Annotated in this window: 21 protein-coding genes; 15 read left to right on the top strand and 6 right to left on the bottom strand. The window is 72.8% G+C overall.

All coding sequences use genetic code 11. The features are described 5' to 3' along the window. Window positions 1-32 precede the first annotated feature (32 nt). Window positions 33-338 (bottom strand): MazG-like family protein, encoded by a 306-nt coding sequence (locus tag ACGFRG_RS04390; protein ID WP_361423730.1) that lies wholly within the window; start codon window positions 336-338, stop codon window positions 33-35. 108 nt (window positions 339-446) lie between these two features. On the opposite strand from ACGFRG_RS04390, the gene ACGFRG_RS04385 reads away from it, so the two are divergent. The 7 genes from ACGFRG_RS04385 (at window position 447) to ACGFRG_RS04355 (ending at window position 6634) form a co-directional block, all read left to right on the top strand. After that, the gene (locus tag ACGFRG_RS04385; protein ID WP_361423733.1) at window positions 447-1238 is read left to right on the top strand and encodes an MgtC/SapB family protein; all 792 of its coding nucleotides are present in this window, start codon (window positions 447-449) and stop codon (window positions 1236-1238) included. 152 nt (window positions 1239-1390) lie between these two features. Beyond that, window positions 1391-2779, top strand: a complete 1389-nt coding sequence (locus ACGFRG_RS04380; RefSeq protein WP_393261206.1) for an ATP-binding protein — start codon at window positions 1391-1393, stop codon at window positions 2777-2779. Beyond that, window positions 2776-3198, top strand: coding sequence for a roadblock/LC7 domain-containing protein (locus ACGFRG_RS04375; RefSeq protein ID WP_361423739.1), 423 nt, complete (start codon window positions 2776-2778; stop codon window positions 3196-3198). The genes ACGFRG_RS04380 and ACGFRG_RS04375 overlap by 4 nt, the downstream gene beginning before the upstream one ends. After that, on the top strand, window positions 3195-3554 hold the full coding sequence (locus ACGFRG_RS04370; RefSeq protein WP_361423742.1) for a DUF742 domain-containing protein: 360 nt from the start codon (window positions 3195-3197) through the stop codon (window positions 3552-3554). Before ACGFRG_RS04375 ends, ACGFRG_RS04370 begins: the two co-directional genes overlap by 4 nt. Beyond that, window positions 3529-4161 carry an ATP/GTP-binding protein gene (locus tag ACGFRG_RS04365; protein WP_361423745.1) on the top strand — a complete coding sequence of 211 codons (633 nt, stop codon included), beginning with the start codon at window positions 3529-3531 and terminating at the stop codon, window positions 4159-4161. Before ACGFRG_RS04370 ends, ACGFRG_RS04365 begins: the two co-directional genes overlap by 26 nt. Continuing rightward, on the top strand, window positions 4158-5405 hold the full coding sequence (locus ACGFRG_RS04360) for a cytochrome P450 (RefSeq protein WP_393261202.1): 1248 nt from the start codon (window positions 4158-4160) through the stop codon (window positions 5403-5405). The genes ACGFRG_RS04365 and ACGFRG_RS04360 overlap by 4 nt, the downstream gene beginning before the upstream one ends. Then, a complete protein-coding gene (locus tag ACGFRG_RS04355; RefSeq protein ID WP_361423751.1) occupies window positions 5402-6634 on the top strand; it encodes a cytochrome P450 in 1233 nt (410 codons plus the stop codon). Before ACGFRG_RS04360 ends, ACGFRG_RS04355 begins: the two co-directional genes overlap by 4 nt. Window positions 6635-6803: 169 nt before the next feature. On the opposite strand, the gene ACGFRG_RS04350 is transcribed toward ACGFRG_RS04355, so the two are convergent. After that, entirely contained in the window at window positions 6804-7301 is a 498-nt protein-coding gene (locus ACGFRG_RS04350; RefSeq protein ID WP_361423754.1) for an Asp23/Gls24 family envelope stress response protein, read from the bottom strand. A gap of 272 nt (window positions 7302-7573) precedes the next feature. On the opposite strand from ACGFRG_RS04350, the gene ACGFRG_RS04345 reads away from it, so the two are divergent. From ACGFRG_RS04345 to ACGFRG_RS04335, 3 genes are all read left to right on the top strand, one after another. Continuing rightward, the gene (locus tag ACGFRG_RS04345; RefSeq protein ID WP_393261198.1) at window positions 7574-9124 is read left to right on the top strand and encodes an FG-GAP-like repeat-containing protein; all 1551 of its coding nucleotides are present in this window, start codon (window positions 7574-7576) and stop codon (window positions 9122-9124) included. 196 nt (window positions 9125-9320) lie between these two features. After that, entirely contained in the window at window positions 9321-10517 is a 1197-nt protein-coding gene (locus ACGFRG_RS04340) for a glycoside hydrolase family 64 protein (protein WP_393261196.1), read from the top strand. Window positions 10518-10689: 172 nt separating this feature from the next. Next, window positions 10690-11739, top strand: coding sequence for a glutathione S-transferase family protein (locus tag ACGFRG_RS04335; RefSeq protein ID WP_393261194.1), 1050 nt, complete (start codon window positions 10690-10692; stop codon window positions 11737-11739). 21 nt (window positions 11740-11760) lie between these two features. Here ACGFRG_RS04335 and ACGFRG_RS04330 read toward each other — a convergent pair whose 3' ends face one another. Then, window positions 11761-12936 (bottom strand): serine hydrolase domain-containing protein, encoded by a 1176-nt coding sequence (locus ACGFRG_RS04330; protein ID WP_361423766.1) that lies wholly within the window; start codon window positions 12934-12936, stop codon window positions 11761-11763. Between the two features lie 182 nt (window positions 12937-13118). Between ACGFRG_RS04330 and ACGFRG_RS04325 the strand changes: the two genes are divergently transcribed. Then, the gene (locus ACGFRG_RS04325) at window positions 13119-14642 is read left to right on the top strand and encodes a beta-ketoacyl-[acyl-carrier-protein] synthase family protein (protein WP_361423769.1); all 1524 of its coding nucleotides are present in this window, start codon (window positions 13119-13121) and stop codon (window positions 14640-14642) included. On the opposite strand, the gene ACGFRG_RS04320 is transcribed toward ACGFRG_RS04325, so the two are convergent. Both ACGFRG_RS04320 and ACGFRG_RS04315 read right to left on the bottom strand, forming a co-directional pair. Continuing rightward, entirely contained in the window at window positions 14632-15477 is an 846-nt protein-coding gene (locus ACGFRG_RS04320) for an alpha/beta fold hydrolase (protein WP_393261190.1), read from the bottom strand. The genes ACGFRG_RS04325 and ACGFRG_RS04320 overlap by 11 nt on opposite strands. 10 nt (window positions 15478-15487) lie before the next feature. After that, the gene (locus tag ACGFRG_RS04315) at window positions 15488-16066 is read right to left on the bottom strand and encodes a WHG domain-containing protein (RefSeq protein ID WP_361423775.1); all 579 of its coding nucleotides are present in this window, start codon (window positions 16064-16066) and stop codon (window positions 15488-15490) included. A 174-nt stretch (window positions 16067-16240) separates the two neighbouring features. Between ACGFRG_RS04315 and ACGFRG_RS04310 the strand changes: the two genes are divergently transcribed. From ACGFRG_RS04310 to ACGFRG_RS04295, 4 genes are all read left to right on the top strand, one after another. After that, the gene (locus ACGFRG_RS04310; RefSeq protein ID WP_393261188.1) at window positions 16241-17290 is read left to right on the top strand and encodes a PP2C family protein-serine/threonine phosphatase; all 1050 of its coding nucleotides are present in this window, start codon (window positions 16241-16243) and stop codon (window positions 17288-17290) included. A gap of 76 nt (window positions 17291-17366) precedes the next feature. Beyond that, window positions 17367-17723, top strand: a complete 357-nt coding sequence (locus tag ACGFRG_RS04305; RefSeq protein ID WP_361423781.1) for a hypothetical protein — start codon at window positions 17367-17369, stop codon at window positions 17721-17723. Between the two features lie 29 nt (window positions 17724-17752). Then, window positions 17753-19468: a cation acetate symporter gene (locus tag ACGFRG_RS04300; protein ID WP_393261185.1), complete on the top strand. Its 1716-nt coding sequence runs from the start codon at window positions 17753-17755 to the stop codon at window positions 19466-19468. Then, the gene (locus tag ACGFRG_RS04295; protein ID WP_393261183.1) at window positions 19465-20685 is read left to right on the top strand and encodes a sensor histidine kinase; all 1221 of its coding nucleotides are present in this window, start codon (window positions 19465-19467) and stop codon (window positions 20683-20685) included. Before ACGFRG_RS04300 ends, ACGFRG_RS04295 begins: the two co-directional genes overlap by 4 nt. Here the strand turns inward: ACGFRG_RS04295 and ACGFRG_RS04290 are convergent. Beyond that, window positions 20682-21215 carry a GNAT family N-acetyltransferase gene (locus tag ACGFRG_RS04290; RefSeq protein WP_361423790.1) on the bottom strand — a complete coding sequence of 178 codons (534 nt, stop codon included), beginning with the start codon at window positions 21213-21215 and terminating at the stop codon, window positions 20682-20684. The two genes, ACGFRG_RS04295 and ACGFRG_RS04290, sit on opposite strands and share 4 nt — an antisense overlap. Between the last annotated feature and the right edge of the window lie 27 nt (window positions 21216-21242).

Genomic DNA, 21242 nt, shown 5'->3' with positions numbered 1-21242 from the left:
AGGGGACGGGCCGTCCGCGCGGGCGGCCCGTCTCACCCCTCCGCGACCCGGACCATCACACCCCGCTCGTCGCGTTCGTAGCGTCGGCGGCGGTTCTTCTCCAGCTTGCGGGCGACCTCGTCGTCGAGGTCGACGCCGTTCATCTCGGCCAGCGCCACCAGATAGAGGAAGACGTCGGCCAGCTCCTCGCCGAAGTCGGGCAGCCGCTTGCGCCAGGCGGTGAACGCCTCGCCCACCTCGGCGCTCAGCAGACCGAACTCCAGCGGCACGTCCGTGACGTTGAACCCCTTCTCCAGCTTGTTCTCCCAGGCCTGCTCCTGAGCGTTCCGGATCTCCAAGCTTCCCCTCCGTACCCGCGGCCCCGCCCGGCCAGCCTAACCCCGTTCAACACCGCGCCCCGAGCCGCCGATAGGAGAGGGACGGCGCGACGGCGAGGGGTACGGAACATGCTCAACGAGTGGCAAACGGCGGCCAATATCGGAGCCGGTCTGGGCTACGGCGGGATCATCGGCCTGGAGCGCCAGTGGCGGGCCCGGATGGCGGGGCTGCGGACCAACGCGCTGGTGGCTGCCGGTTCCGCGCTCTTCGTGCTGCTCTCGATCTACGGCTTCACGGGCGCGACCAGCACCTCGGGCTACGACGGCTCGCGGGTCGCCGCGCAGATCGTCTCCGGCATCGGCTTCCTGGGCGCCGGTGTGATCATGCGCGACGGCTTGAGCGTACGCGGCCTGAACACCGCCGCCACTCTCTGGTGTTCGGCGGCGGTCGGCTCGCTCGCGGGGGCCGGGCTTTACGGGGTGGCCGCGCTCGGGACGACCGGTGTGGTCGGGGCGAACCTGCTGCTGCGGCCGCTGGGCCGACGGCTCGACCGTGAGCCGCACGGCGGTGTCGAGGTCGGTACGGACTATCTGTTCGAGGTGGTGTGCGCCGAGCCGGAGGAGGCGCATGTGCGCACCCTCGCCGTCCAGGCCCTGAGCCGGCCGGGCTTTCGGCTGCGCTCGGTGCTCAGCCAGGACGCCGACACCCCGGGCAAGGTCACGGTGGCCGCCGAGCTCACCACCGAGCGCCGCGACGACAGCATGCTCGAAGAGGCGGTGAGCAGGCTGTCGTTGGAACCGGCGGTCTCGGCGGTGAGCTGGACGGTCCTCCACCACCCGGACGACAACGACGACGAGGAGTACCCCGGCGAGTCCCGGCGCCGCCGCTACCGCGTCCGGAACTTCTTCAACCACCCCTAACGGACAGAATCGGACCCCCGCGTTCAGCTTTCGAACCGATCTTCATGTAAAACAGTGCGGGACCGGTCAATGACAGTGTGTACTGGGCATGTTCGCCTCCCCGGGGCGCGCGTGCGCATGCCCTCCTTCTGATCCCCCTGAAGGTCCATTAGATGATTGAGATACCGGACCTGGCCGCCGGAGGCCTGGCGGCCGGGACCCTGTCCGCGTTCGTTCTGGGGGGCGGGCTGCTGCGCTCCCGGCGCCGGGTGGCCCGCCAGCAGGAGGAGATGGCCTCGCTGTGCTCCCAGGTGGACGGCGCGCGTGGCGAAGTGGGCCGGGTCTCCCGGGCGTACGCCGCCGAGGTCGCGCATCTCGCCGAGCGGCGTGTGGCGGCCGAGGCGACGCGGGCCGCGCATCCGCATGTGCAGGTGCCGGGCCCGCTCCACCCCGATGTGGCGGGCACCGAACTGGGCGCGGGCCTGGACGGCGTCCTCGAAGGCGTCCTCGCCGCCGTCACCCAGGAGCGCAAGCGCGTCGACGCCGCCGCCCGCGCGGGCATGCGCGGCGCCACCCGTGAGATCCAGGCCGGTCTCTACCGCCTCCAGGACCAGCTGCGCGGGCTCCAGCGGCGCTACGACGACCCCGAACTCGCCCAGACGCTCTTCGAACTCGACCATGAGAACGAGCAGTCGCTGCGCCGCGCCCAGGTCACCGCCGTCGTCTGCGGCGCCTGGGTCGGGCTCGCCCGCGAGGAGTCGCACCTGGTCGACGCGGTGACCGGCGGCCAGTCCCGGCTCGTCGGCTACCACCGGGTCCGGGTCCACAACCATCTGGAGCCGGGCACCGCGCTCGTCTCGCACGCCGTGGAGCCCGTGGCGATCATCGTCGCCGAACTGCTCGACAACGCGCTGCGCCACTCCGCGCCGGACACCGAGGTCGTGGTGAACCTGGAGCGCGCCCACCACGGCGTCTCGGTCACCATCGACGACGCCGGGGTCGGGATGAACGCCGACGAACGCGCCTACGCGCAGCGGATGGTGGCCGGGACCGACCCGATCCTGCTGTCCGAGCTGGGCGATCCGCCCCGGATGGGCCTGGCCGCGATCGGCCAGCTGACCCGGCAGTTCGACCTCTCGGTGGACCTGTCCTCGCCCTCGCCGTACGGCGGGGTGCGCGCGGTGCTCCTCGTCAAGAACCATCTGCTGAGCCGGCTCGATCCGGCCGCGCGCCCGCCCGCCGCGGCCGCCCCGCGCTCGACGCGCCAGGCCGAGGCGCAGCCCGCGTCGCACCCCGCACTGCCGCCCGCCCCGGCCCACGCGGCCCCGTACCCGCCCGAACTCGCCCCGTACGCGAGCGGCGCGATCACCCACGAGAGCGCGCCCGACGGCGACGCGCTGCCCCAGCGCCGGCGCCGCAGCCGGGCCGTCGCGCTGCCCGCCGAGGCCGCCCCGGCCCCCGCCCGCACCCCCGAGGAGTCCGCCGCCGCGCTCGGCGCGCTGCAGTCCGGCACCGCCGCGGCCCGCTCCGCCGCCCCCACCGAAGGGAACGAACCGCGATGAACAGCGGAACCACCGGCGAGACGGCGTGGGTGCTCGACGCGATCCTGGAGATCCCGCATGTACGCGCCGCCGTCCTGCTCACCCGGGACGGCCTGGTCTCCGGCTACACCAAGGCGCTCTCCCAGGCGTCCGCCGAGCGCACCGCCGCCATCATGAGCACCGTGCAGGGCGCCTGCCGCACCGCCGCGGCCGCCTTTGCCGACCAGGACGACGCCCGGATCCGCCAGGTCGTCATCGAGTCCGACCACGGCTACATCCTTCTCGCGCCCACCGCGCACGGCACCTGTGTGGCCGCCTACGGCGACCCGGAGGTCCGGCTCGACCTGCTCGCCCACCGCGTCCACTCCCAGGTGGCCCGGCTCGGCGAGAAGACCATGGCGGCCGCGCCCCGCGGAGCCGACGGCGCCGTCCAGGCATGACCGCCCGTCGCGGCGGCCGTCCGCTGGTCCCCGCCTATCTCTCCACCGGCGGCGTCGCCCGGCCGAGCCGCAACAGCCTGGAGCGCCTGTCGGTGCTGACCGGCGGGGGCGGCCCGGAGCCCGCCGGGCTGCCCGCCGCCCAGCACGCCCTGCTCGACGTCCTGGACGGCGGGTCGCTCACCGTGGTGGAGACCGCGGCCCTGCTTGAGCTGCCGGTCTCCGCCGTGCGCGTGCTCGCCGCCGACCTCGTCGACCAGGGTCTGGTGAGCGCCCGCCCGCCGGTCCCCGTCGCCGCCCTGCCCGCCCCCGACCTCTTGAAGAGAGTGGCCGATGGCCTCCGCGCCCTCAAGCAGTAGTCCCGGCTCCACCGGCGCGACCGGGGCCGCCGGGATCCATCTGCCCGACACCGCCCGCGAATTGGTGAAGATCCTCGTCGCGGGCCCCTTCGGGGTGGGCAAGACCACGCTGATCGACTCGGTCTCCGAGATCCGTCCGCTGCACACCGAGGAGCATCTGAGCGAGGCGTCGGTCGCGGTGGACGACCTGGCCGGCGTACGGGACAAGACCACCACCACCGTCGCCATCGACTTCGGCCGGATCAGCCTGGGCGGGGGAGTGGTGCTCTATCTCTTCGGCACCCCCGGGCAGGAACGATTCCGCTCGCTGTGGGCGGACATCGCCTACGGGGCGCTGGGCGCGCTCGTGCTGGTCGACACCCGCCGCATCGACGACTCCTTCGACGTGCTCGGCCTGGTCGAGGAGACCGGACTGCCGTACGCGGTCGCCCTCAACACCTTCCCCGACTCCCGCCCGTACACCGAGGAACAGCTGCGCCGCTCGCTCGACCTGGAGCCCGGCACCCCGATGGTGATCTGCGACGCCCGCGACACCAACTCCTCCATCGACGCGCTGCTCGCCCTCGTCCAGCACCTGATCGCCCGCAACCGCCCGGAGACCCGGTGAACCCGCACCCCGCATACCCCGCCCCCGCAGCCGCCTTCTCGCTCTCCGCGCCGGTGCGGCTGTGGGAGGAGGGCTTCGCCGTCGACCCGCACGCCTACTACGCGGCGCTGCGGGCCCAGGGCCCGATCGGCTGGGCCGAACTCGCCCCGGGCGTCCCCGCGTACGTGGTCACCGACCGGCGCGCCGCCCTCGACCTGCTGCACGACCCGGACACCTTCTCGCACGACCCCAGGCCCTGGGAGTCCACGGTCGCCCAGGACTCGCCGATCCTCGGCATGATGCGCTGGCGGCCCAACGCGCTGTTCGCCGACGGCGACGCGCACATCCGCTACCGGCGCACCCTGCTCGACGCCTTCGACCTGGTGGAGCCGCACGACCTGCGCGAGCGGGTGCACCGCGCGGTGGACATCCTGGTCGGCCGGTTCGGCCCGGCCGGGCAGGCGGACCTGGTGACGGAGTTCGCCCGCCCCCTGATGGCGCTGATCTTCAACAACCTCTTCGGCCTGCCCGACAGCGAGAGCGGCCGTCTGGACGCCGCGCTCGGCCAGATGATGGAGGGCGGCGACCGGGCGGCGCAGGGCGAGCAGGAGTACGGCCGCTACGTCCTCGAACTCGTCGCCGCCAAGAGTGCCCAGCGCGGCGAGGACCTGACCAGCCGGCTCCTCGACCACCCGGCGGCCCTCACCCCCGAGGAGGTCACCTGGCAGGTGTTCCTCACCCTCGGCGCGGGCCACGAGCCGACCGCCAACCTCGTCTCCAACGCCCTCTCGCGCATCCTCGGCAACCCCGCCTACTACTCCACCCTCACCAGCGGCTCGCGCCCGGTCGCGGACGCCGTCGCCGAGGTGCTGCGCTACGAGACCCCGCTGTCCAACTACGGGATCCACTTCGCCCGCGAGTCGCTGAGCTTCCACGGCGTCTGGATCCAGGCCGCCGTGCCCGTGGTCGTCTCCTACGGCGCGCTCGGCCACTTCGCCGAGCGCGAGTTCGCCGGGTCCCACCACCGCCACGACGCCTCGCATCTGTCCTGGTCGGCCGGGAACCACGGCTGCCCGGTCAAGCAGCACACCCTGCTGATCGCGACCGAGGCCATCGAACGCCTCACCCAGTGGCTCCCGGACCTCGACCCCACCACCGAGCGCGAGCGCCTGACCTGGCGCCCGGGCCCGTTCCACCGCTCCCTGACGGCGCTGCCCGTCCGCTTCACCCCGCGCACCCCCGACCAGCCAGGAGACCGAGCATGACCTCGTCCACGCGTGTGCAACTCGACCCGTTCGGCGCCGACATCCCGGCCGAGAGCGCGCGGCTGCGCGCCCTGGGCCCGGTGGTGGCCGTCGAGCTGCCGGGGGGCATCCCCGCCTGGGCGCCCACGCGGTACGACACCCTCAAGAAGCTGATCCTCGACCCCCAGGTCAGCAAGGACCCGAGGCGCCACTGGGCGCTCTGGCCCGAGCTCGGCGAGCACCCGGACTGGGGCTGGATCCTGGGCTGGGTCGGCGTGATCAACATGCTCTCGACGTACGGCGCCGACCACACCCGGCTGCGCAGGCTCGTCGCGCCCAGCTTCACGGCCCGGCGCACCGAGGCGATGCGCGCCCGGGTGGAGCAGATCACCGCCGAACTCCTCGACAGCCTGGCCCAGGAGGCCGACTCCGGGCACCCGGTCGACCTCAAGGCCGGGTACGCCCACCCGCTGCCGATGCGGCTGATCTGCGAACTCTTCGGTGTGCCGGGCTACTTGGTCAAGGACATGGCCAAGCTGATCGCCGACATCATGGACACCACCGATCCCAGCCCCGAGCACGCCGCATCCGTCCAGCAGCAGATCGCCACGGTGCTGCCCTCGCTCATCGCGTTCAAGAGCGAGGTGCCCGGCGACGACATGACCACCGAGCTGATCAAGGTACGGGACGAGGACGGCGACCGGCTCAGCAACGAGGAACTGGTCTACACGCTGCTGCTCGTCATCGGCGCGGGCTTCGAGACGACGGTCAACCTCATCGGCAACGCCGTCGTCGACCTGCTGGAGCACCCCGACCAGCTCGCCGCCGTACGCGCCGGTGAGATCACCTGGGACCAGGTCGTCGACGAGGTGCTGCGGGTCCACCCGTCGATCGCCACGCTGCCGCTGCGGTTCGCCGTCACCGACATCACGATCGACGGGGTCACCATCCCGGCGGGCGACGCCATCGTCACCACCTACGCCGCCGCCGGTCACGACCCGGCCCACTACGGCGAGGACGCCGGCGCCTTCGACGCGACCCGCGCCGCCGACGACCATCTGGCCTTCGGTATCGGCGTGCACCGCTGCATCGGCGCCCCGCTGGCGCGGATGGAGGCGCTGACCGCCCTGCCGGCCCTCTTCGACCGCTACCCGGACCTCCGACTCGCCGCGAAGACGGACGAGTTGAACCAGGTCCCGTCGTTCATCGCGTACGGCTACCAGGAGATCCCGGTACACCTGGGCGACTGACGGGTGCGCGAACGGCTCGGCGCCGCCGCCCGGCGGCGCACCACCGACACGTTTCGGACGATCTGAGGCCACGGCACTCGGCACCGTCCGGACGGACCTGGTGATCGGACGGCGTGTCCGGGACCGCCGCGGGTCGGCGGTCCCGGACACGCAAGGGTGCCGCTCGCCGCTACTGCACGCGGACCTCGCCGCCCTCGGACCCGCCGTCGTCCGGGAGATGGACGTCGTCGACCGAGATGTTGACCTCGACGACCTCAAGGCCGGTCATCCGCTCCACCGCCGCGATCACGTTCTCCCGCACCTCCGCCGCGACCGCGGTGATGCTCACGCCGTACTCCACCACGACGTCCAGGTCGATGGCGGTCTGCCGCTCGCCGACCTCGACCTTCACGCCCCGGCTCACCGCGGCCCGCGAGCGCGGCACCCGGTCGCGCATCGCACCGATCGTGCGGGCGAATCCGCCGCCCAGTGCGTGGATGCCCGGCACCTCGCGCGCCGCGAGCCCGGCGATCTTCTCCACCACGCCGCCCGCGATCGTCGTGCGGCCCCGGGTCGCGGGTGGCTGACCGGCACCGCTGCGCGCGTTCTGCAGGGTGGTGCCGCTTGTGTCCGTGCGGTATTCGTCAGTGTCGGGTTTCTCGACGGTCGGGCTGATCGACTCCGTCATACGAAGCCACCTCCTGGGCGCATGAGTGCGAATGGGCCGGGCGCGCGATCCGCGCGTTCTTGTTCTGCAAGTACCGTGCGCGCGGCGCGTCATGCGGGCAAGGGGGCGTTCCTTTGTGCAACCTGCGTCAAGACGGGCGCCGTCAGCCGCACCAGCCGGGTTCTCCTGCTGTACAAGAACACGCGAGACGGTAGTGCTCGCACGAGCCGCCGTGGCAACTGATGCCCCGTCAAGAGGGGGCGCCGCAGGCGCCTTCCCGACTGGAGGAAGACATGAGACGTATCCGGTTGGCCAGCTCTCTCCTCGCACTCGTCGGCGCGTTCTCCCTGGCGGCGCTGCCCGCGGGCCCCTCGGCCGCGACACAGAAGGGCACTCCCGTACTGCGTGTGATGCCGCTCGGCGACTCGATCACCTGGGGCGGCGGCAGCCCCACCCTCTCCTCGTACCGGCGTCCGCTGTACAAGATCATGGGCCTCGAAAAGCGGTACTCCGTACGGTTCGTCGGCTCCAAGGCGTCCGGCAGCTTCGCCGACTTCTCCAACGAGGGCCACAGCGGCTACGTCATCGACCAGCTCACCGCCGGTATCGACGGCTGGATGGCCGGCGCCCGGCCCGACGTCGTGCTCCTGCACATCGGGATCAACGACATCGCCCGCGGCATCGACCTGCCGCACGCGTCCGACCGGCTCGCCGCCCTGGTCGACCGCATCTACGCGGACAAGCCGGGCGTCACCGTCCTGGTGATGGGCCTCATCCCGACCACCAGTGGCCTGGAGGAGCCCGCCAAGGCGTTCAACGTACGGGCGAAGGAACTGGAGGAGACGGAGCGGCAGGCGGGGCAGAAGTTCCGCTATGTGGAGCCGCCCGCGCTCACCCAGGCCCAGTTCGTCGACCAGCTGCACCCCAACGACGCCGGGTTCCTGCGGATGGCCTGGGCGTTCTACAAGCCGCTCGAATCCGTGTGGCGCGACGGCTGGGAGACCGGCGGACCCGCGCTCGGCGCCGGCACCGAGGCGGGCGGCGCGGGCAAGGTGCGCTGGGCGGACTTCGACGGCGACCGGCGGATGGACTACGTGAGCGTCGACTCCAAGGGCTCCGTCGCCGTACGCCTCAACCGGGGCGGCGACGGCCGGGGCGGCTGGAAGGAGCTCGGCCGGGTCCTGCACGGCGTCACCGCCGACCCGGCCCGGCTGCGGTTCGCCGACTTCGACGGCGACGGACGCGCCGACGCCATCGTCCTGGACGCGAGCGGTGCCGTGCGGGTCTACCTCAACCGGGGCGGCGACGGCCACGGCGGCTGGAAGCCGCTGGGCAAGGTGACCGCCGGGACGACCGCCGACGCGAGCCATGTGGTGTTCGCGGACTTCGACGGCGACGGCCGCGCCGACTATGTGACGCTGGGCGCCACCGGCGAGGTACGGGTCAGGCTCAACCGGGGCGGCGACGGCCACGGCGGCTGGCTGGACTGGGGCCGGGTCGCCACCGGTGTGACCTCCGACGCGAGCCGGGTGCGCTTCGCGGACCTGGATGACGACGGCCGCCCCGACTACAGCGTGATCACGGCGAGCGGCGCCGTCCGCAGCTTCCTCAACCGGGGCGGCGACGGCCGGGGCAGCTGGGTCGACCTGGGCAACACCACCACCGGCCGCACCACCGACACCGCGCGCGTCTCCCTCACCGATGTCACCGGCGACGGCAACGCCGACTACGTCCTCGCCGACCCGGCGACCAACGCCGCCTCCGTCCACGCCTGGGCGGGCGGCGACGGCCACGGCGGCTGGGTCGACCGGGGCCGGGTCATCGGGCCCGTACGCATCCCCTGACGCCCCCATCCCGCCACACCAAGTGAACACAACACGCCACCCAACTCCCCATCTCCCTCAAGGAATTTGACGCACGCTCATTGACACACCCCCTCCCGGCCACGATTCTGAGAGCGCTCTCACGGGTCGGAGGGGGTGATTCCTCCTTACGGTGCCTCCCCCACGGAACCCACCGAATCTGATGAGGAGTTGGAGCGTGTCTCCACAGAAGAAGCTGCTGGCGCCCCTGGCCGCCGCGTTGCTCGTCGCGGCGGGCCTCACGGCCACCGCCGCCGCCACCCCCGCCACGGCCGCGGTGCCCTCGACCGTCCCGCTCACCTTCACCAACAACTCCGGGCGCGGCGAACCGGTCTACCTCTACAACCTCGGAACGCTGCTCTCGACCGGACAGCAGGGCTGGGCCGACGCGAACGGCACCTTCCACCCCTGGCCCGCCGGCGGCAACCCGCCCACCCCGGCCCCCGACGCCTCGATCGCCGGACCGGCCGCCGGCCACTCGACGACGATCCGGATACCCAAGTTCTCGGGCCGGATCTACTTCAGCTATGGCCAGAAGCTGGTCTTCAAGCTGACCACCGGCGGTCTCGTGCAGCCGGCGGTGCAGAACCCGAGCGACCCCAACCGGAACATCCTGTTCAACTGGTCCGAGTACACACTCAACGACGCCGGACTGTGGCTCAACAGCACACAGGTCGATATGTTCTCGGCCCCCTACGCCGTGGGCGTCAAGCGCGCCGACGGCACCACCGCGTCCACCGGTCACCTCAAACCGGGCGGCTACAGCGGTCTGTTCACCGCGCTCAAGTCGAAGCCCGGCGGGTGGGGCAACCTGATCCAGACCCGGTCCGACGGAACGATCCTGCGCGCGCTGTCCCCGGGCCACGGGATCGAGACCGGCGCCCTGGCGAAGACCGTCATGGACGACTACATCAACCGGGTCTGGCGGAAGTACAGCACCTCGACGCTGACCGTCACGCCCTTCGCGGACCAGCCGAACACCAAGTACTTCGGCCGTGTCTCGGGCACCGCCATGAACTTCACCAACAGCGCGGGCGCGGTCGTCACCAGCTTCCAGAGGCCCGACGCCGACAGTGTCTTCGGCTGCTACAAACTCCTCGACGCGCCGAACGACCTCGTACGCGGACCGATCTCGCGCACGCTCTGCGCCGGATACAACCGCTCCACGCTGCTGGTCAACCCGAACCAGCCGGACACGGGCGCCGCGAACTTCTACCAGGACGCGGTGACCAACCAGTACGCCCGGGAGATCCATGCGCGGATGGCCGACTCGAAGGCGTACGCGTTCGCCTTCGACGATGTCGGCCACCACGAGTCGCTGGTCAACGACGGCAATCCGCAGCAGGCGTACGTCACCCTCGACCCGTTCAATTAGTGGCCGGGGCGCCCTGAGAGCCTGTCTTTGAACCCCCGCCTGCGCTGCGACGCCCGGCAGATAGGCTCTCACGGGGGACAGGGCTCGACCGGGCGGCTCATTCGGCGGGGCGGATCCCGCCGACGGGGAAGGCTCGCAGGATGTACGTCAGTCCAGCGGGAAGGAGACGGGGATGAGCCGCCCCGACGACAGCGACACAGCGGGTTTCGAGGGCACCGACGGCAACGCGGGATACGGGACGAAGCGCTTCAAGCGCTCCCGGAGCCACTTCGCCAACCGCATCACGGCCGACGGCCGCGACGGCTGGCCCGTCGAGCACGGCCGCTACCGGCTCGTCGTCAGCCGGGCCTGCCCCTGGGCGAGCCGGGCCCTCGTCTCCCGGCGGCTGCTCGGCCTGGAGGACGCGCTCTCGCTCTCGGTCGCCGACCCCATCCAGGACGACCGCAGCTGGCGCTTCACGCTGTATCCGGACGGGCGGGACCCGGTGCTCGGCATCCGCTACCTCAGCGAGGCGTACCAGGCCCGCGAGCACGGCTATTCCGGCGGCGTCAGCGTCCCCGCGATCGTGGACGTGCCCAGTGGGGAGCTGGTGACCAACGACTTCCAGCGGATCACCCTGGACCTGGCCACCGAGTGGCGCCCGCTGCACCGCGACGGCGCCCCCGACCTCTACCCCGAGCGGCTGCGCGACGAGATCGACGAGGTCATGGCGGGCGTCTACGAGGACGTCAACAACGGCGTGTACCGCGCCGGTTTCGCGGTCGAGCAGGACGAGTACGAGCAGGCGTACGGCGATGTGTTCCGCCGGCTCGGCCTGCTCTCCGAACGGCTCGCCGAGCGGCGCTATCTGGTCGGTGACACCATCACGGAGGCGGACATCCGCCTGTTCACCACGCTCGTCCGGTTCGACGCCGTCTACCACGGACACTTCAAATGCAACCGGTACAAGCTGACGGAGGACCCGGTGCTCTGGGCGTACGCCCGTGACCTCTTCCAGACTCCGGGGTTCGGCGACACGGTCGACTTCGACCACATCAAGCGGCACTACTACCTCGTGCACTCCAGCATCAACCCGACCGGCATCGTGCCCGCGGGTCCGGATCTCTCCGGCTGGCTGACGCCCCATCACCGCGAGGTGCTGGGCGGCAGGCCGTTCGGGGACGGCACCCCGCCCGGGCCGGTGGGCCGGGGCGAGGCGGTCCCGGCGGCGGGCCGCCCCTGAGCATCCCGTGCCTCGTACGCGTCAGAGCGCGCTGTACACCGCGTCGATGAGCGCCATCTTGCGCGGGTCGTCGACGGCGTGCCAGCCCATGCGGTTCATGACGTAACCGAGGGAGATCCCCGCCTCCGGGTCGGCGAGGCCGCAGGAACCGCCGAAGCCGTCGTGCCCGACCGCGCGCGGGTTCGGGCCGTACGAGCCGTCGGGGCCGCTCAGCCAGAGGCCGAGGCCGAGCTCCGTCTCATGCGGAATACCCGCGCCGATCACCAGGTCACGACAGCGTCCCTGGCCCTCGCGGACCCGCTCGGCGGCCTCGGGCGACAGCACCTGTCGCTCGCCGCAGCGGCCGCCGCGCGCCAGGATCCCGTAGAGCGCGGCGACCGCGCGGGCGGTGCCGTGGCCGTTGGCCGCCGGGATCTCGGCGGCCCGCCACTCGGGGGAGTTGGCCTCGTCGGCCCCGACGAACGGGTTGCCGAGCGCGGCCTCCGCCACCGGCTCCAACTTGGCGAACAGCTCGGCCAGTTCACTGTTCTCGGCGACCGGCGGCTGGACCAGCTCGGCGGCGCGCCCGGCCTCCTTCCCGGCGAGGCCGACCGTGAAGTCGATGCCGAGCGGCCCGGTGATCTCCTGGCGCAGGAACGCGCCGGGCAGCAGCCCGGTGACCCGCCGGATCACCTCGCCGACCAGGTAGCCGTAGGTGAAGGCGTGGTACCCGGACCGGGTCCCCGGCTCCCACCAGGGCTCGGTCGCGGCCAGCCGCGCGGTGGTCAGCTCCCAGTCGCAGAGCCCCGCCAGGGTGTGCGGCTCGCGCAGCCCGGCGAGGCCCGCGCGGTGCGCCAGCAGATGGCGTACGCGTACGGAGTCCTTGCCCGCGGCGGCGAACTCGGGCCAGTACGCGGCGACCGGGGCGTCGAGGTCGAGCAGTCCCCGGTCCGCCAGCAGATGGGCGCAGAGGGCGGTGACCCCCTTCGTCGTCGACCACACGTTGACCACGGTGTCCCGCTCCCAGGGGCGGGTGCGGGCGGTGTCGGCCCAGCCCGCCCACAGATCGACGACGGGCTCGCCGTCGGCGAGGACGGTGACCGCCGCGCCCAGTTCGGCGCGGTGGCGGAAGTTCTCCTCGAAGGCGGTGCGGACCGCCGAGAAACGGGCGTCGCAGTGGCCGTGGACCGGCGGCGGGGGCTCAGTCGTAGAGGGCATGCAGGGACCGTACCGACTGGTCGGACTGCGTGAAAGGGCGCGTCTGCGCCATGTGTGCGGCGGTTGTGGTGCGGAGGTGGTCGGAGCGGGCACGGGGCGGAATCGGCAGGTCGATTTATCGACTCTCTACACTGGGCATGCTGACCTTGAAGCGTTCACACGTGCCAACTCTGGAAGCGGCGATGAGCGAAGACCCGGTGATGGGCGGGGAGTGCTGTCTCCTCACGACGGGGGAACTCGTACCCGGCGACGTGATCGCCACCGGCGTCGACAGCTGGCATGTGGTGATGCGCACCGCGCCCGCCAGCGAGGCCCGCACCCGGTTGGTGCTGCGCCCCGTGCACGGCGGCCCGGACCACGAGCGCCTGGTCGCCCGGCGGGCCCGCCAGGTGGTGCGCACGGCCCGGGTCGACCCCGCCGACCTGCCGAAGGCGGAAGGACCGGGCCCGGGCCGGCGGCGGGTCGTGGTGACCGGGCTCGGCGCGCTCACCCCGCTCGGACCCGATGTGGCCGCGCTGTGGCAGGGCCTGCTGTCGGGGCGCTCGGCGGTGGGCGTGGTGACGGGGGAGGAGTTCGACGGGCTGCCGGTGCGGCTCGCCGCCGTGGCCGCGGTCGACCCGGCGCGGCTGCTGCCCAGGACGGTCGCGCGGCGGATGAACCGGTCCGCGCAACTGGCCGTGGTGGCCGCGCGCGAGGCCTGGCGGGACGCCGGCCTGGACCTGGCGGGCACCAAGGCGAGCGGTCTGCTGCCGACCCGGACCGGGGTGTCGATGGGGACGATCATCGGCGGCGCGCCGGTGCTCGTCGACGGCCAGCGACGGCTTGCCCAGCGGGGTCCGCGCGCGGTGTCGCCCTTCACCGCGCCGATGACCGTGCCGTCGTCCTGCGCCGCCCAGATCTCCATGGACCTCGACATCCGGGGCGAGGCCAGCACGCTGGTCTCGGCCTGCGCCTCCGGCACCGAGGCGATCGGGCACGCCATCGACCGCATCCGCGCCGGACACGTCGACCTGATGGTGACGGGCGGCGCGGAGGCGGTGATCGTGCCGGCCATCCTGGCGTCCTTCGCGGCGATGCGGGCCGTTTCCACTCGCAATGACGAACCGGCCTGTGCCTCCCGTCCGTTCGACAAGAACCGCGACGGATTCGTCCTCGGAGAGGGCGCCGGAGTGCTCGTCCTGGAGGCCGAGGAACACGCCAGGGCGCGTGGCGCCCCCATCTACTGCGAGGCCGCCGGATGGGGCCTGTCCGCCGACGCCTTCCACATGGTGGCCCCCGAACCGAGCGGCCGCGGCATCGAGGCCGCCCTGCGCGCGGCCCTCGCCGACGCGGACGCCACGGCGGCGGACGTCGTGCACGTCAACGCCCATGCCACGGCCACCGTCGAGGGCGACCGCGCCGAAGCACGCGCGCTCGGCAGGGTCCTCGGCGCCCACGCCCCCGACGTCCCGGTCACCGCGAACAAGGGCGCGCTCGGCCACCTCCAGGGCGGCGCGGGCGGCGTGGAGGCCATCGCGACCGTACTGGCCCTGCGGGACGGGCTCGTCCCGCCCACGGCCGGATGCGACGACGTCGAGGACGGGATCGGCCTCGACGTCGTCACGCGCAGCCCGCGTTCGCTGCCGCTCGATGGCGACATCGCGCTCAGCGACTCGTTCGGATTCGGCGGGCACAACGCCGTGCTGGCGTTCCGCGCTATCGGGTGAGCGCGGCTTTGTCCGCGGGCGCGGTGTCCAGCGTTCGGCGGAGCGTCTGCGCGAACCGCATCGGATGTGTGCTCAACCCGACGTGGCCGCCCGGGAATTCGGCGACTTGGGTGCCCAGCCGCTCGGCGAGTACCGTCGCCGGGCGGGCCAGCAGCAGGCCGCGGGAGGCGCGTCCGGCCGCCGGGATCAGTTTGCCGGCGTGCGCCGCCAGCGCGTCCAGGTCCGGCATGTGGCCGCTGAACTGGCGCAGTTCACGCTCCACGAACTGCGGCATGTTCGCGATCGTCCGCCGCATCCGGTCGGGGTCGGGCTCGGGCGCGCCGGGGCTGTCCGGCTCGTCGGGGCCCTCCTCGCCCGCGGCGGCGCCGAGCACGGCCATGGCCGCCCCCAGTCCCTCACGCCGGAACGCCTCGACGACCTCGGCGAAGGCCGCGTGCCCGCGGTCCGCGTCGGGCAGCAGCCCCAGCGTCGGCGGCTCGTGGGCGACCACGAGGCGCAGCCGCCGCGGATGCCGGGCCAGCAGGTCGAGCGCGGTGATCGCGCCCGAGCTGGTGCCGAACACGAACGCGGGGGCTTGTGGCGAGACCTCGTCGAGCAGTCGGCGCATGTCGTCGCTGTGCACCTCCACCCGCTGGTCCAGGCCGACTTCGTGCGGCGCGCTGCGGGACTTGCCGCGCGGGTCGACGGCGACCACGGTGAACCGGTCCGCGAGCTGTGCCCCCACGATGTCGAAGGTCCCGGCGTCCCCGCCGCCGCCCGGGATCATCAGGAGTACGGGACCGGTGCCGCGTATCTCGTAGTGCAGGCTCGCGCCGGGTACGGGCAGTTCAGGCATGGGTGTCTCCCTATCCGGCCGACGAGGGCCAGTGTTCGAGCGCGATGTGCAGCGCGGCGACGGCCCGGCGCCACGAAGTCTCCACGTCCCGCGCGTGGTTGAAGCCGCCCTGGGCGGCGATCGTGCTGAAGCCGTGGAAGGTGCTGCGCAGCAGGCGTACCGCGTCCGTGAGGTCCGGCTCGGCGAGGCCGTAGCCGCGCAGCATCCCGTAGGTGATCTCGACGGTCCGGCGCATCGCGGCCGATCCGGCGACGGCTTCGGGGTCGTCGATGCTGATCTGGGTCGCCGCGTACCGGCCGGGGTGCTCGACGGCGTACGCGCGGTACGCGTCGGCGTACGCGAACAGCGCGTCCTCGCCGGACCGGCCCGCCACCGCGACGGCGATTTCGTCGATCATCTCGCCACCGGCCAGCAGCGCAACCCGCGTGCGCAGCTCCCGCACGTTCCTGACGTGCGAGTACAGGCTCGCGTCCTTGACCCCGAAGTGCCGGGCCACGGCCGACAGGGTGACCTTCTCGAAGCCGATCTCGTCGGCCAGGTCCGCGGCGGCCGCCGTGACCCGGTCGGCCGTCAGTCCCGCACGCGCCATGCGCCCGCCTCCTCCTCCGCCGTACCGCGCTTCCTAGGATCCCTAGGTTCATTCCTAATATACATAGGTACGCATGTGCGGGCCATCCAACAGGCGGTCGGCGTGATTCGGACCGCGTGTCACCGGGGACGGTGAGGGCACGACGGCTCTCCGTACCGGGAGGGGTGAGGTGGCATGGCGCGAAGATCGGGCACCGGCGTGCTCCTGGTCCTGCCGTACGCCGTCATGGCGGCGGTCGCGTTCGTCGACGTCGCGGCCGGGCCCGGCGTCGGGCTGCTCGCCCTCGTCTCGCTCGGCCCGGCCTTCGCGGGTCTGGTGGGCGGCTGGCGGCGGACGGTGGCGGTCGGCGTGGTGGCCCTGCTCGTCGGCTGCGGACTCGGTCTGTACAACGGGCTGTTCCAGGAGCGCCGGGGCTTCGCCGCGCTCGCCTCGGTCGTCGGGGTGACCGTCGCCGGGGTGGTCGCGGCCGTGATGCGCCAGCGGCGCGAGAGCGAGCTGGCCAGCGTCCGGTCCATCGCCGAGGTCGCCCAGCGGGTCCTGCTGCGCCCGGTGCCGCGCAGCGCCGGACATCTGCGGGCGGCCGTCTCGTACACCTCGGCGGTCGCCGAGGCGAGGATCGGCGGCGATCTGTACGAAGTGGTCGCGGCGCCGGAGGGCGTGCGGGTGATCATCGGGGACGTGCAGGGCAAGGGCCTGGAGGCGGTGGAGACCGCGGCCGCCGTCCTCGGCGCCTTCCGGGAGGCCGCGCACGACGAACCCGACCTCAAAGGCGTCGGGGAGCGCGTCGAGCGCGCGGCCGAACGCTCCCTGCGCGGCGAGAAGTTCGTCACCGCGCTCATCGCCGAACTGAGCCCGGAACGGGGGGCGGTGCTGCTCAACTACGGGCATCCGCCGCCGGTGCTGCTGCGCGCGGACGGCGCGGTCGGCTTCCCCGAACCGCCGCAGTACGCCCTGCCGCTGGGACTCGGGCTGCTGCCGGGCGAGGGACCCCAGCCGCACCACGTCGACTTCGGCCCCGGCGACCAGCTCCTCCTCTACACCGACGGCGTCACCGAGGCGCGCGACCGCGCGGGCGCCTTCTACCCGCTGCACCGGCGCACCCGGCTGCTCGACCACCCCGACCCCGAGACCGCGCTCGCCCTGCTGCGCCAGGACCTGATGCGGCACACCGGCGGCCCGCTCCTGGACGACGCGGCGATGCTGCTGTTGCGCTACCGGGAGTAGTCTCCGCTCGCGCCACCGCGGCTAGTCTCTGGCGGCGAGGGGACGTTTGGCGTCAGCGAGTCCGAGGGGGGCAGCCGTGCCGCAGGATCCGGCGGAACGCCGTGAAGTCGTCACCGGGGTGCCCCGGCAGGCCCGCCGGGTCGGCGGCTATCGCCCCCGCACCGAGATCGACGAGCAGACCACCCTCGGCCACACCTATGTGCGCTCCCTGATGCGCAGTCAACTCCTGTCCGGGCTCGCCGTGTTCGCCGTACTGGTGCTCCTCGTCGGGCCGCTGCCGCTGGTGTTCGCCGCGCGGCCGGACGACCCGGGGCTCGTGTGGGGCGTGCTCGGCTTCGGCGTCTACGCACCGCTCGTGCTGCTCGGCCGCTGGTACGTACGGCGCGCCGAGCGCAACGAACGGGACTTCGCCCGCCTGGTCGAGGACCGCTGACCGCGCCCGGCCGCCGAGGAACGTGAGCCGTGAACCAGAACTACGCCGTACCGGCCGTGGCGCTCGTGGTCGTCGCCACCGTCCTCGTCGGCGCGCTCGGCCTGCGGGTCTCCCGCACCACCTCCGACTTCTACGTGGCCTCGCGCACCGTCGGACCGCGCCTGAACGCGGCCGCGATCAGCGGCGAATACCTCTCGGCGGCCTCCTTCCTCGGCATCGCGGGACTCGTCCTCGTCCAGGGCCCCGACATGCTCTGGTACCCGGTCGGGTACACGGCGGGCTATCTCGTGCTCCTGGTGTTCGTCGCGGCCCCGCTGCGCCGCTCCGGCGCGTACACCCTGCCCGACTTCGCCGAGGCCCGGCTCGAATCCCGCTCGGTGCGGCGGTTCGCGGCCGCCCTCGTCGTCGGCGTGGGCTGGCTGTATCTGCTGCCGCAGCTCCAGGGCGCGGGGCTGACCCTGAAGGTGCTCACCGGCGCGCCGCGCTGGTTCGGCGGGGTGCTCGTCGCGGTGGTCGTCGTCGCCACCGTCGCCGCGGGCGGCATGCGCAGCGTCACCTTCGTCCAGGCCTTCCAGTACTGGCTCAAACTCACCGCCCTCCTCGTGCCCGCCCTCTTCCTGCTGCTCGCCTGGCACGGCGACGGCAGCCCCCGCGTCGCCTTCGACGAGCCGCCCGCCTTCCGCGAGCAGCGGACCGTACGGGTCGACGACACCCTCGACATGCGGCTCGCCCGCCCCCTCAACGTCACCGCGACCGGCACGGTCGACGGCACCCGCCGCACCGCGGAGCGGATCCTGCTGACCACCGGGACCCACCGCGTGGAGCGCGGCACCAGCCTGGTGTTCGCCACCGGCGACCCGGTCCCCGGCACCGGCGCGGACGCCCGGTCCGCGCCCGCGCGTGAGGAGCGGCCGCTCTACGCCACGTACGGACTGATCGTCGCCACCTTCCTCGGCACCATGGGACTGCCGCATGTGGTGGTGCGCTTCTACACCAGCCCGCACGGCGTCGCCGCCCGCCGCACCACCGTCGTCGTGCTCGGCCTGATCGGCGCCTTCTATCTGCTGCCGCCCGTCTACGGCGCGCTCGGCAGGCTCTACGCGCCCGAACTCGCCCTCACCGGCCAGGCCGACGCGGCCGTCCTCGTCCTGCCGCATCTGGTGATCGGCGGGGTCGGCGGCAATCTGCTCGGGGCGCTGCTCGCGGGTGGCGCTTTCGCGGCGTTCCTGTCCACCGCGTCCGGGCTCACCATGGCGGTGGCGGGCGTGCTCACCCAGGACGTGCTGCCCGCCCGGGGAGTACGGCACTTCCGGCTGGCCACCGTGCTCGCCGTCGCCGTACCCCTCGCGGCCAGCGGTACGGCGAAACTGCCGGTGGCCGACGCGGTGGGCCTGGCGTTCGCGGTCTCCGCGTCCTCGTTCTGCCCGCTGCTGGTGCTCGGCATCTGGTGGCGCGGGCTCACCCCGCCGGGCGCGGTCGCCGGAATGGTCGTGGGCGGCGGTTCGGCGCTCTTCGCGGTCACGGCCACCATGGCGGGCCTGCCCGGCGGCGGGCCGCTGCGCGCGCTGCTCGCCTGGCCCGCCCTGTGGTCGGTGCCGCTCGGCTTTCTGACGATGGTGCTCGTGTCCCTGGCGACCCCGGGCCGGATCCCGCCCGGCACGGCCGCGATACTGGCCCGCTTCCATCTGCCGGAAGCGCTGTACGCCGGGCAGCGCGGCGCCGCACCCCGACAGGCGCAGCCGTGATCGGGTTCCTGGCCGGGATGTTCGCGGCCGCGCTCCCGCTGGTCGCCGTCGGCTTCTGGGCGGGCCGGCGCACCGCGCGCCGACCCGGTCTCGGTGACCTCGGCACCCCGGTCGAGCACGCCACCTTCCAGACACTGCACACCGCGTCGGTGGCCGCGCCCCCGCTGCGGGCCGGGCTCACCCATGACACCGCCCGCCGGGCCGCGCGCGGGCTGCGCACCCTGCTCGGCACGGACGCGCTCTGCCTCACCGACCGCACCGCGGTGCTGACCTGGGACGGGGCGGGGGAGCACCACAGCGCGGAGATCCTGGAGCGCCTCGCCCGGATCGGTGAGAGCGGCCGCGGCGAGGCGTTCCGCATCCACTGCGACGACGACGGCTGCGCCCTGCGCTGGGCGGTCGTCACCCCGCTCACCGTCGACGACCGGGTGCACGGCGCGCTCGTCGCCTGCGCGCCGCGCGAGTCCGCCGTCCTGGTACGGGCGGCCGCCGAAGTCGCCCGCTGGGTCTCGGTCCAGCTGGAGCTCGCCGACCTCGACCGCTCCCGCACCCGGCTGATCGAGGCCGAGATCAGGGCGCTGCGGGCACAGATCTCCCCGCACTTCATCTTCAACTCGCTGGCCGTGATCGCCTCGTTCGTCCGCACCGACCCGGACCGGGCGCGTGAACTGCTGCTTGAATTCGCCGACTTCACCCGGTACTCGTTCCGCAGGCACGGCGACTTCACCACGCTCGCCGAGGAGCTGCACGCCATCGACCAGTACCTGGCGCTGGTCCGGGCCCGGTTCGGCGAGCGCCTTTCGGTGACGCTCCAGATCGCCCCCGAGGTGCTGCCGGTGACGCTGCCCTTCCTGTGTCTGCAACCGCTGGTCGAGAACGCGGTCAAGCACGGTCTGGAGGGCAGCGCCGCGCCGCAGGACAGGAGCCGTATCGACATCACCGCGCGGGACGCCGGGTCCGAGGCGCTGGTGGTCATCGAGGACAACGGCGTCGGGATGGACCCCGGCCGGCTGCGCCGCATCCTCGCGGGCGAGGCGGGCGCGTCCGGCGGCATCGGCCTGTCCAACGTGGACGACCGGCTGCGCCAGGTGTACGGGGACGGGCACGGCCTGGTGATCGAGACGGCGGTGGGAGCCGGAATGAAGATCACCGTCCGTCTCCCCAAGTACCAGCCGGGCGTCCACCCGGCACCGGGACCTCCCGGCGGGAGCGGCTAGCCCGCGTACTCGGTGAGGTCGATCGAGTGGACCGTCAGGTCATGGCCGAACTCCGGATGCGTCATGGTGCGCTCCGGCGCCATCCCGAGCTTGCCCAGCACGTTCGCGGAGGCCGTGTCGCCCGTCCGTGCGACGCCGAGGACGCGGTCGAGCCCCCGGTCCTGGAGCGCGAACTCCAGCGACGCGTGCGCGGCCTCCGACGCGTATCCCTGGCCCCAGAACTGCCGCCCGAGCCGCCAGCAGATGCCCGTGGTGGGCATGAGCTCGGGCAGGGAGGTCGGCAGGGTCAGACCGGTGAACCCGGCGAGTTCGCCCGAGCCGAGGAGTTCGACGGCGAAAAGCCCGAAGCCCTCCTCGTCCCATTCCTCCTCCCAGCGCTCGATGTCGTCGGCGGTCTGCTCCAGATCGCGCACCGAGCCGTCGCCGGTCCACTGCATGACAGCGGGGTCCGCGTTGATGTCGGCCATGGCGATCAGGTCGTCCTCGTCCCAGCGGCGCAGGAGCAGACGGGGGGTGTGGATCTCGGTCATGCGCCCATCCTGTCGAATACGCGCCCG

The organism is Streptomyces sp. NPDC048696, assembly GCF_043198895.1.
In the GTDB taxonomy this organism is placed as follows: domain Bacteria; phylum Actinomycetota; class Actinomycetes; order Streptomycetales; family Streptomycetaceae; genus Streptomyces.
The sequence above is the reverse complement of the archived record's forward strand: the minus strand, read 5'-3'. Positions and strand labels throughout refer to the sequence as shown.

Excerpts from the sequence above, each read along its gene's own strand:
- ACGFRG_RS04385 (WP_361423733.1), top strand. The coding sequence starts at position 447 with ATGCTCAACGAGTGGCAAACGGCGGCCAATATCGGAGCCGGTCTGGGC.
- ACGFRG_RS04380 (WP_393261206.1), top strand. The coding sequence starts at position 1,391 with ATGATTGAGATACCGGACCTGGCCGCCGGAGGCCTGGCGGCCGGGACC.
- ACGFRG_RS04375 (WP_361423739.1), top strand. The coding sequence starts at position 2,776 with ATGAACAGCGGAACCACCGGCGAGACGGCGTGGGTGCTCGACGCGATC.
- ACGFRG_RS04370 (WP_361423742.1), top strand. The coding sequence starts at position 3,195 with ATGACCGCCCGTCGCGGCGGCCGTCCGCTGGTCCCCGCCTATCTCTCC.
- ACGFRG_RS04365 (WP_361423745.1), top strand. The coding sequence starts at position 3,529 with ATGGCCTCCGCGCCCTCAAGCAGTAGTCCCGGCTCCACCGGCGCGACC.
- ACGFRG_RS04355 (WP_361423751.1), top strand. The coding sequence starts at position 5,402 with ATGACCTCGTCCACGCGTGTGCAACTCGACCCGTTCGGCGCCGACATC.
- ACGFRG_RS04350 (WP_361423754.1), bottom strand. The coding sequence starts at position 7,301 with ATGACGGAGTCGATCAGCCCGACCGTCGAGAAACCCGACACTGACGAA.
- ACGFRG_RS04345 (WP_393261198.1), top strand. The coding sequence starts at position 7,574 with ATGAGACGTATCCGGTTGGCCAGCTCTCTCCTCGCACTCGTCGGCGCG.
- ACGFRG_RS04335 (WP_393261194.1), top strand. The coding sequence starts at position 10,690 with ATGAGCCGCCCCGACGACAGCGACACAGCGGGTTTCGAGGGCACCGAC.
- ACGFRG_RS04330 (WP_361423766.1), bottom strand. The coding sequence starts at position 12,936 with ATGCCCTCTACGACTGAGCCCCCGCCGCCGGTCCACGGCCACTGCGAC.
- ACGFRG_RS04325 (WP_361423769.1), top strand. The coding sequence starts at position 13,119 with ATGAGCGAAGACCCGGTGATGGGCGGGGAGTGCTGTCTCCTCACGACG.
- ACGFRG_RS04320 (WP_393261190.1), bottom strand. The coding sequence starts at position 15,477 with ATGCCTGAACTGCCCGTACCCGGCGCGAGCCTGCACTACGAGATACGC.
- ACGFRG_RS04315 (WP_361423775.1), bottom strand. The coding sequence starts at position 16,066 with ATGGCGCGTGCGGGACTGACGGCCGACCGGGTCACGGCGGCCGCCGCG.
- ACGFRG_RS04310 (WP_393261188.1), top strand. The coding sequence starts at position 16,241 with ATGGCGCGAAGATCGGGCACCGGCGTGCTCCTGGTCCTGCCGTACGCC.
- ACGFRG_RS04290 (WP_361423790.1), bottom strand. The coding sequence starts at position 21,215 with ATGACCGAGATCCACACCCCCCGTCTGCTCCTGCGCCGCTGGGACGAG.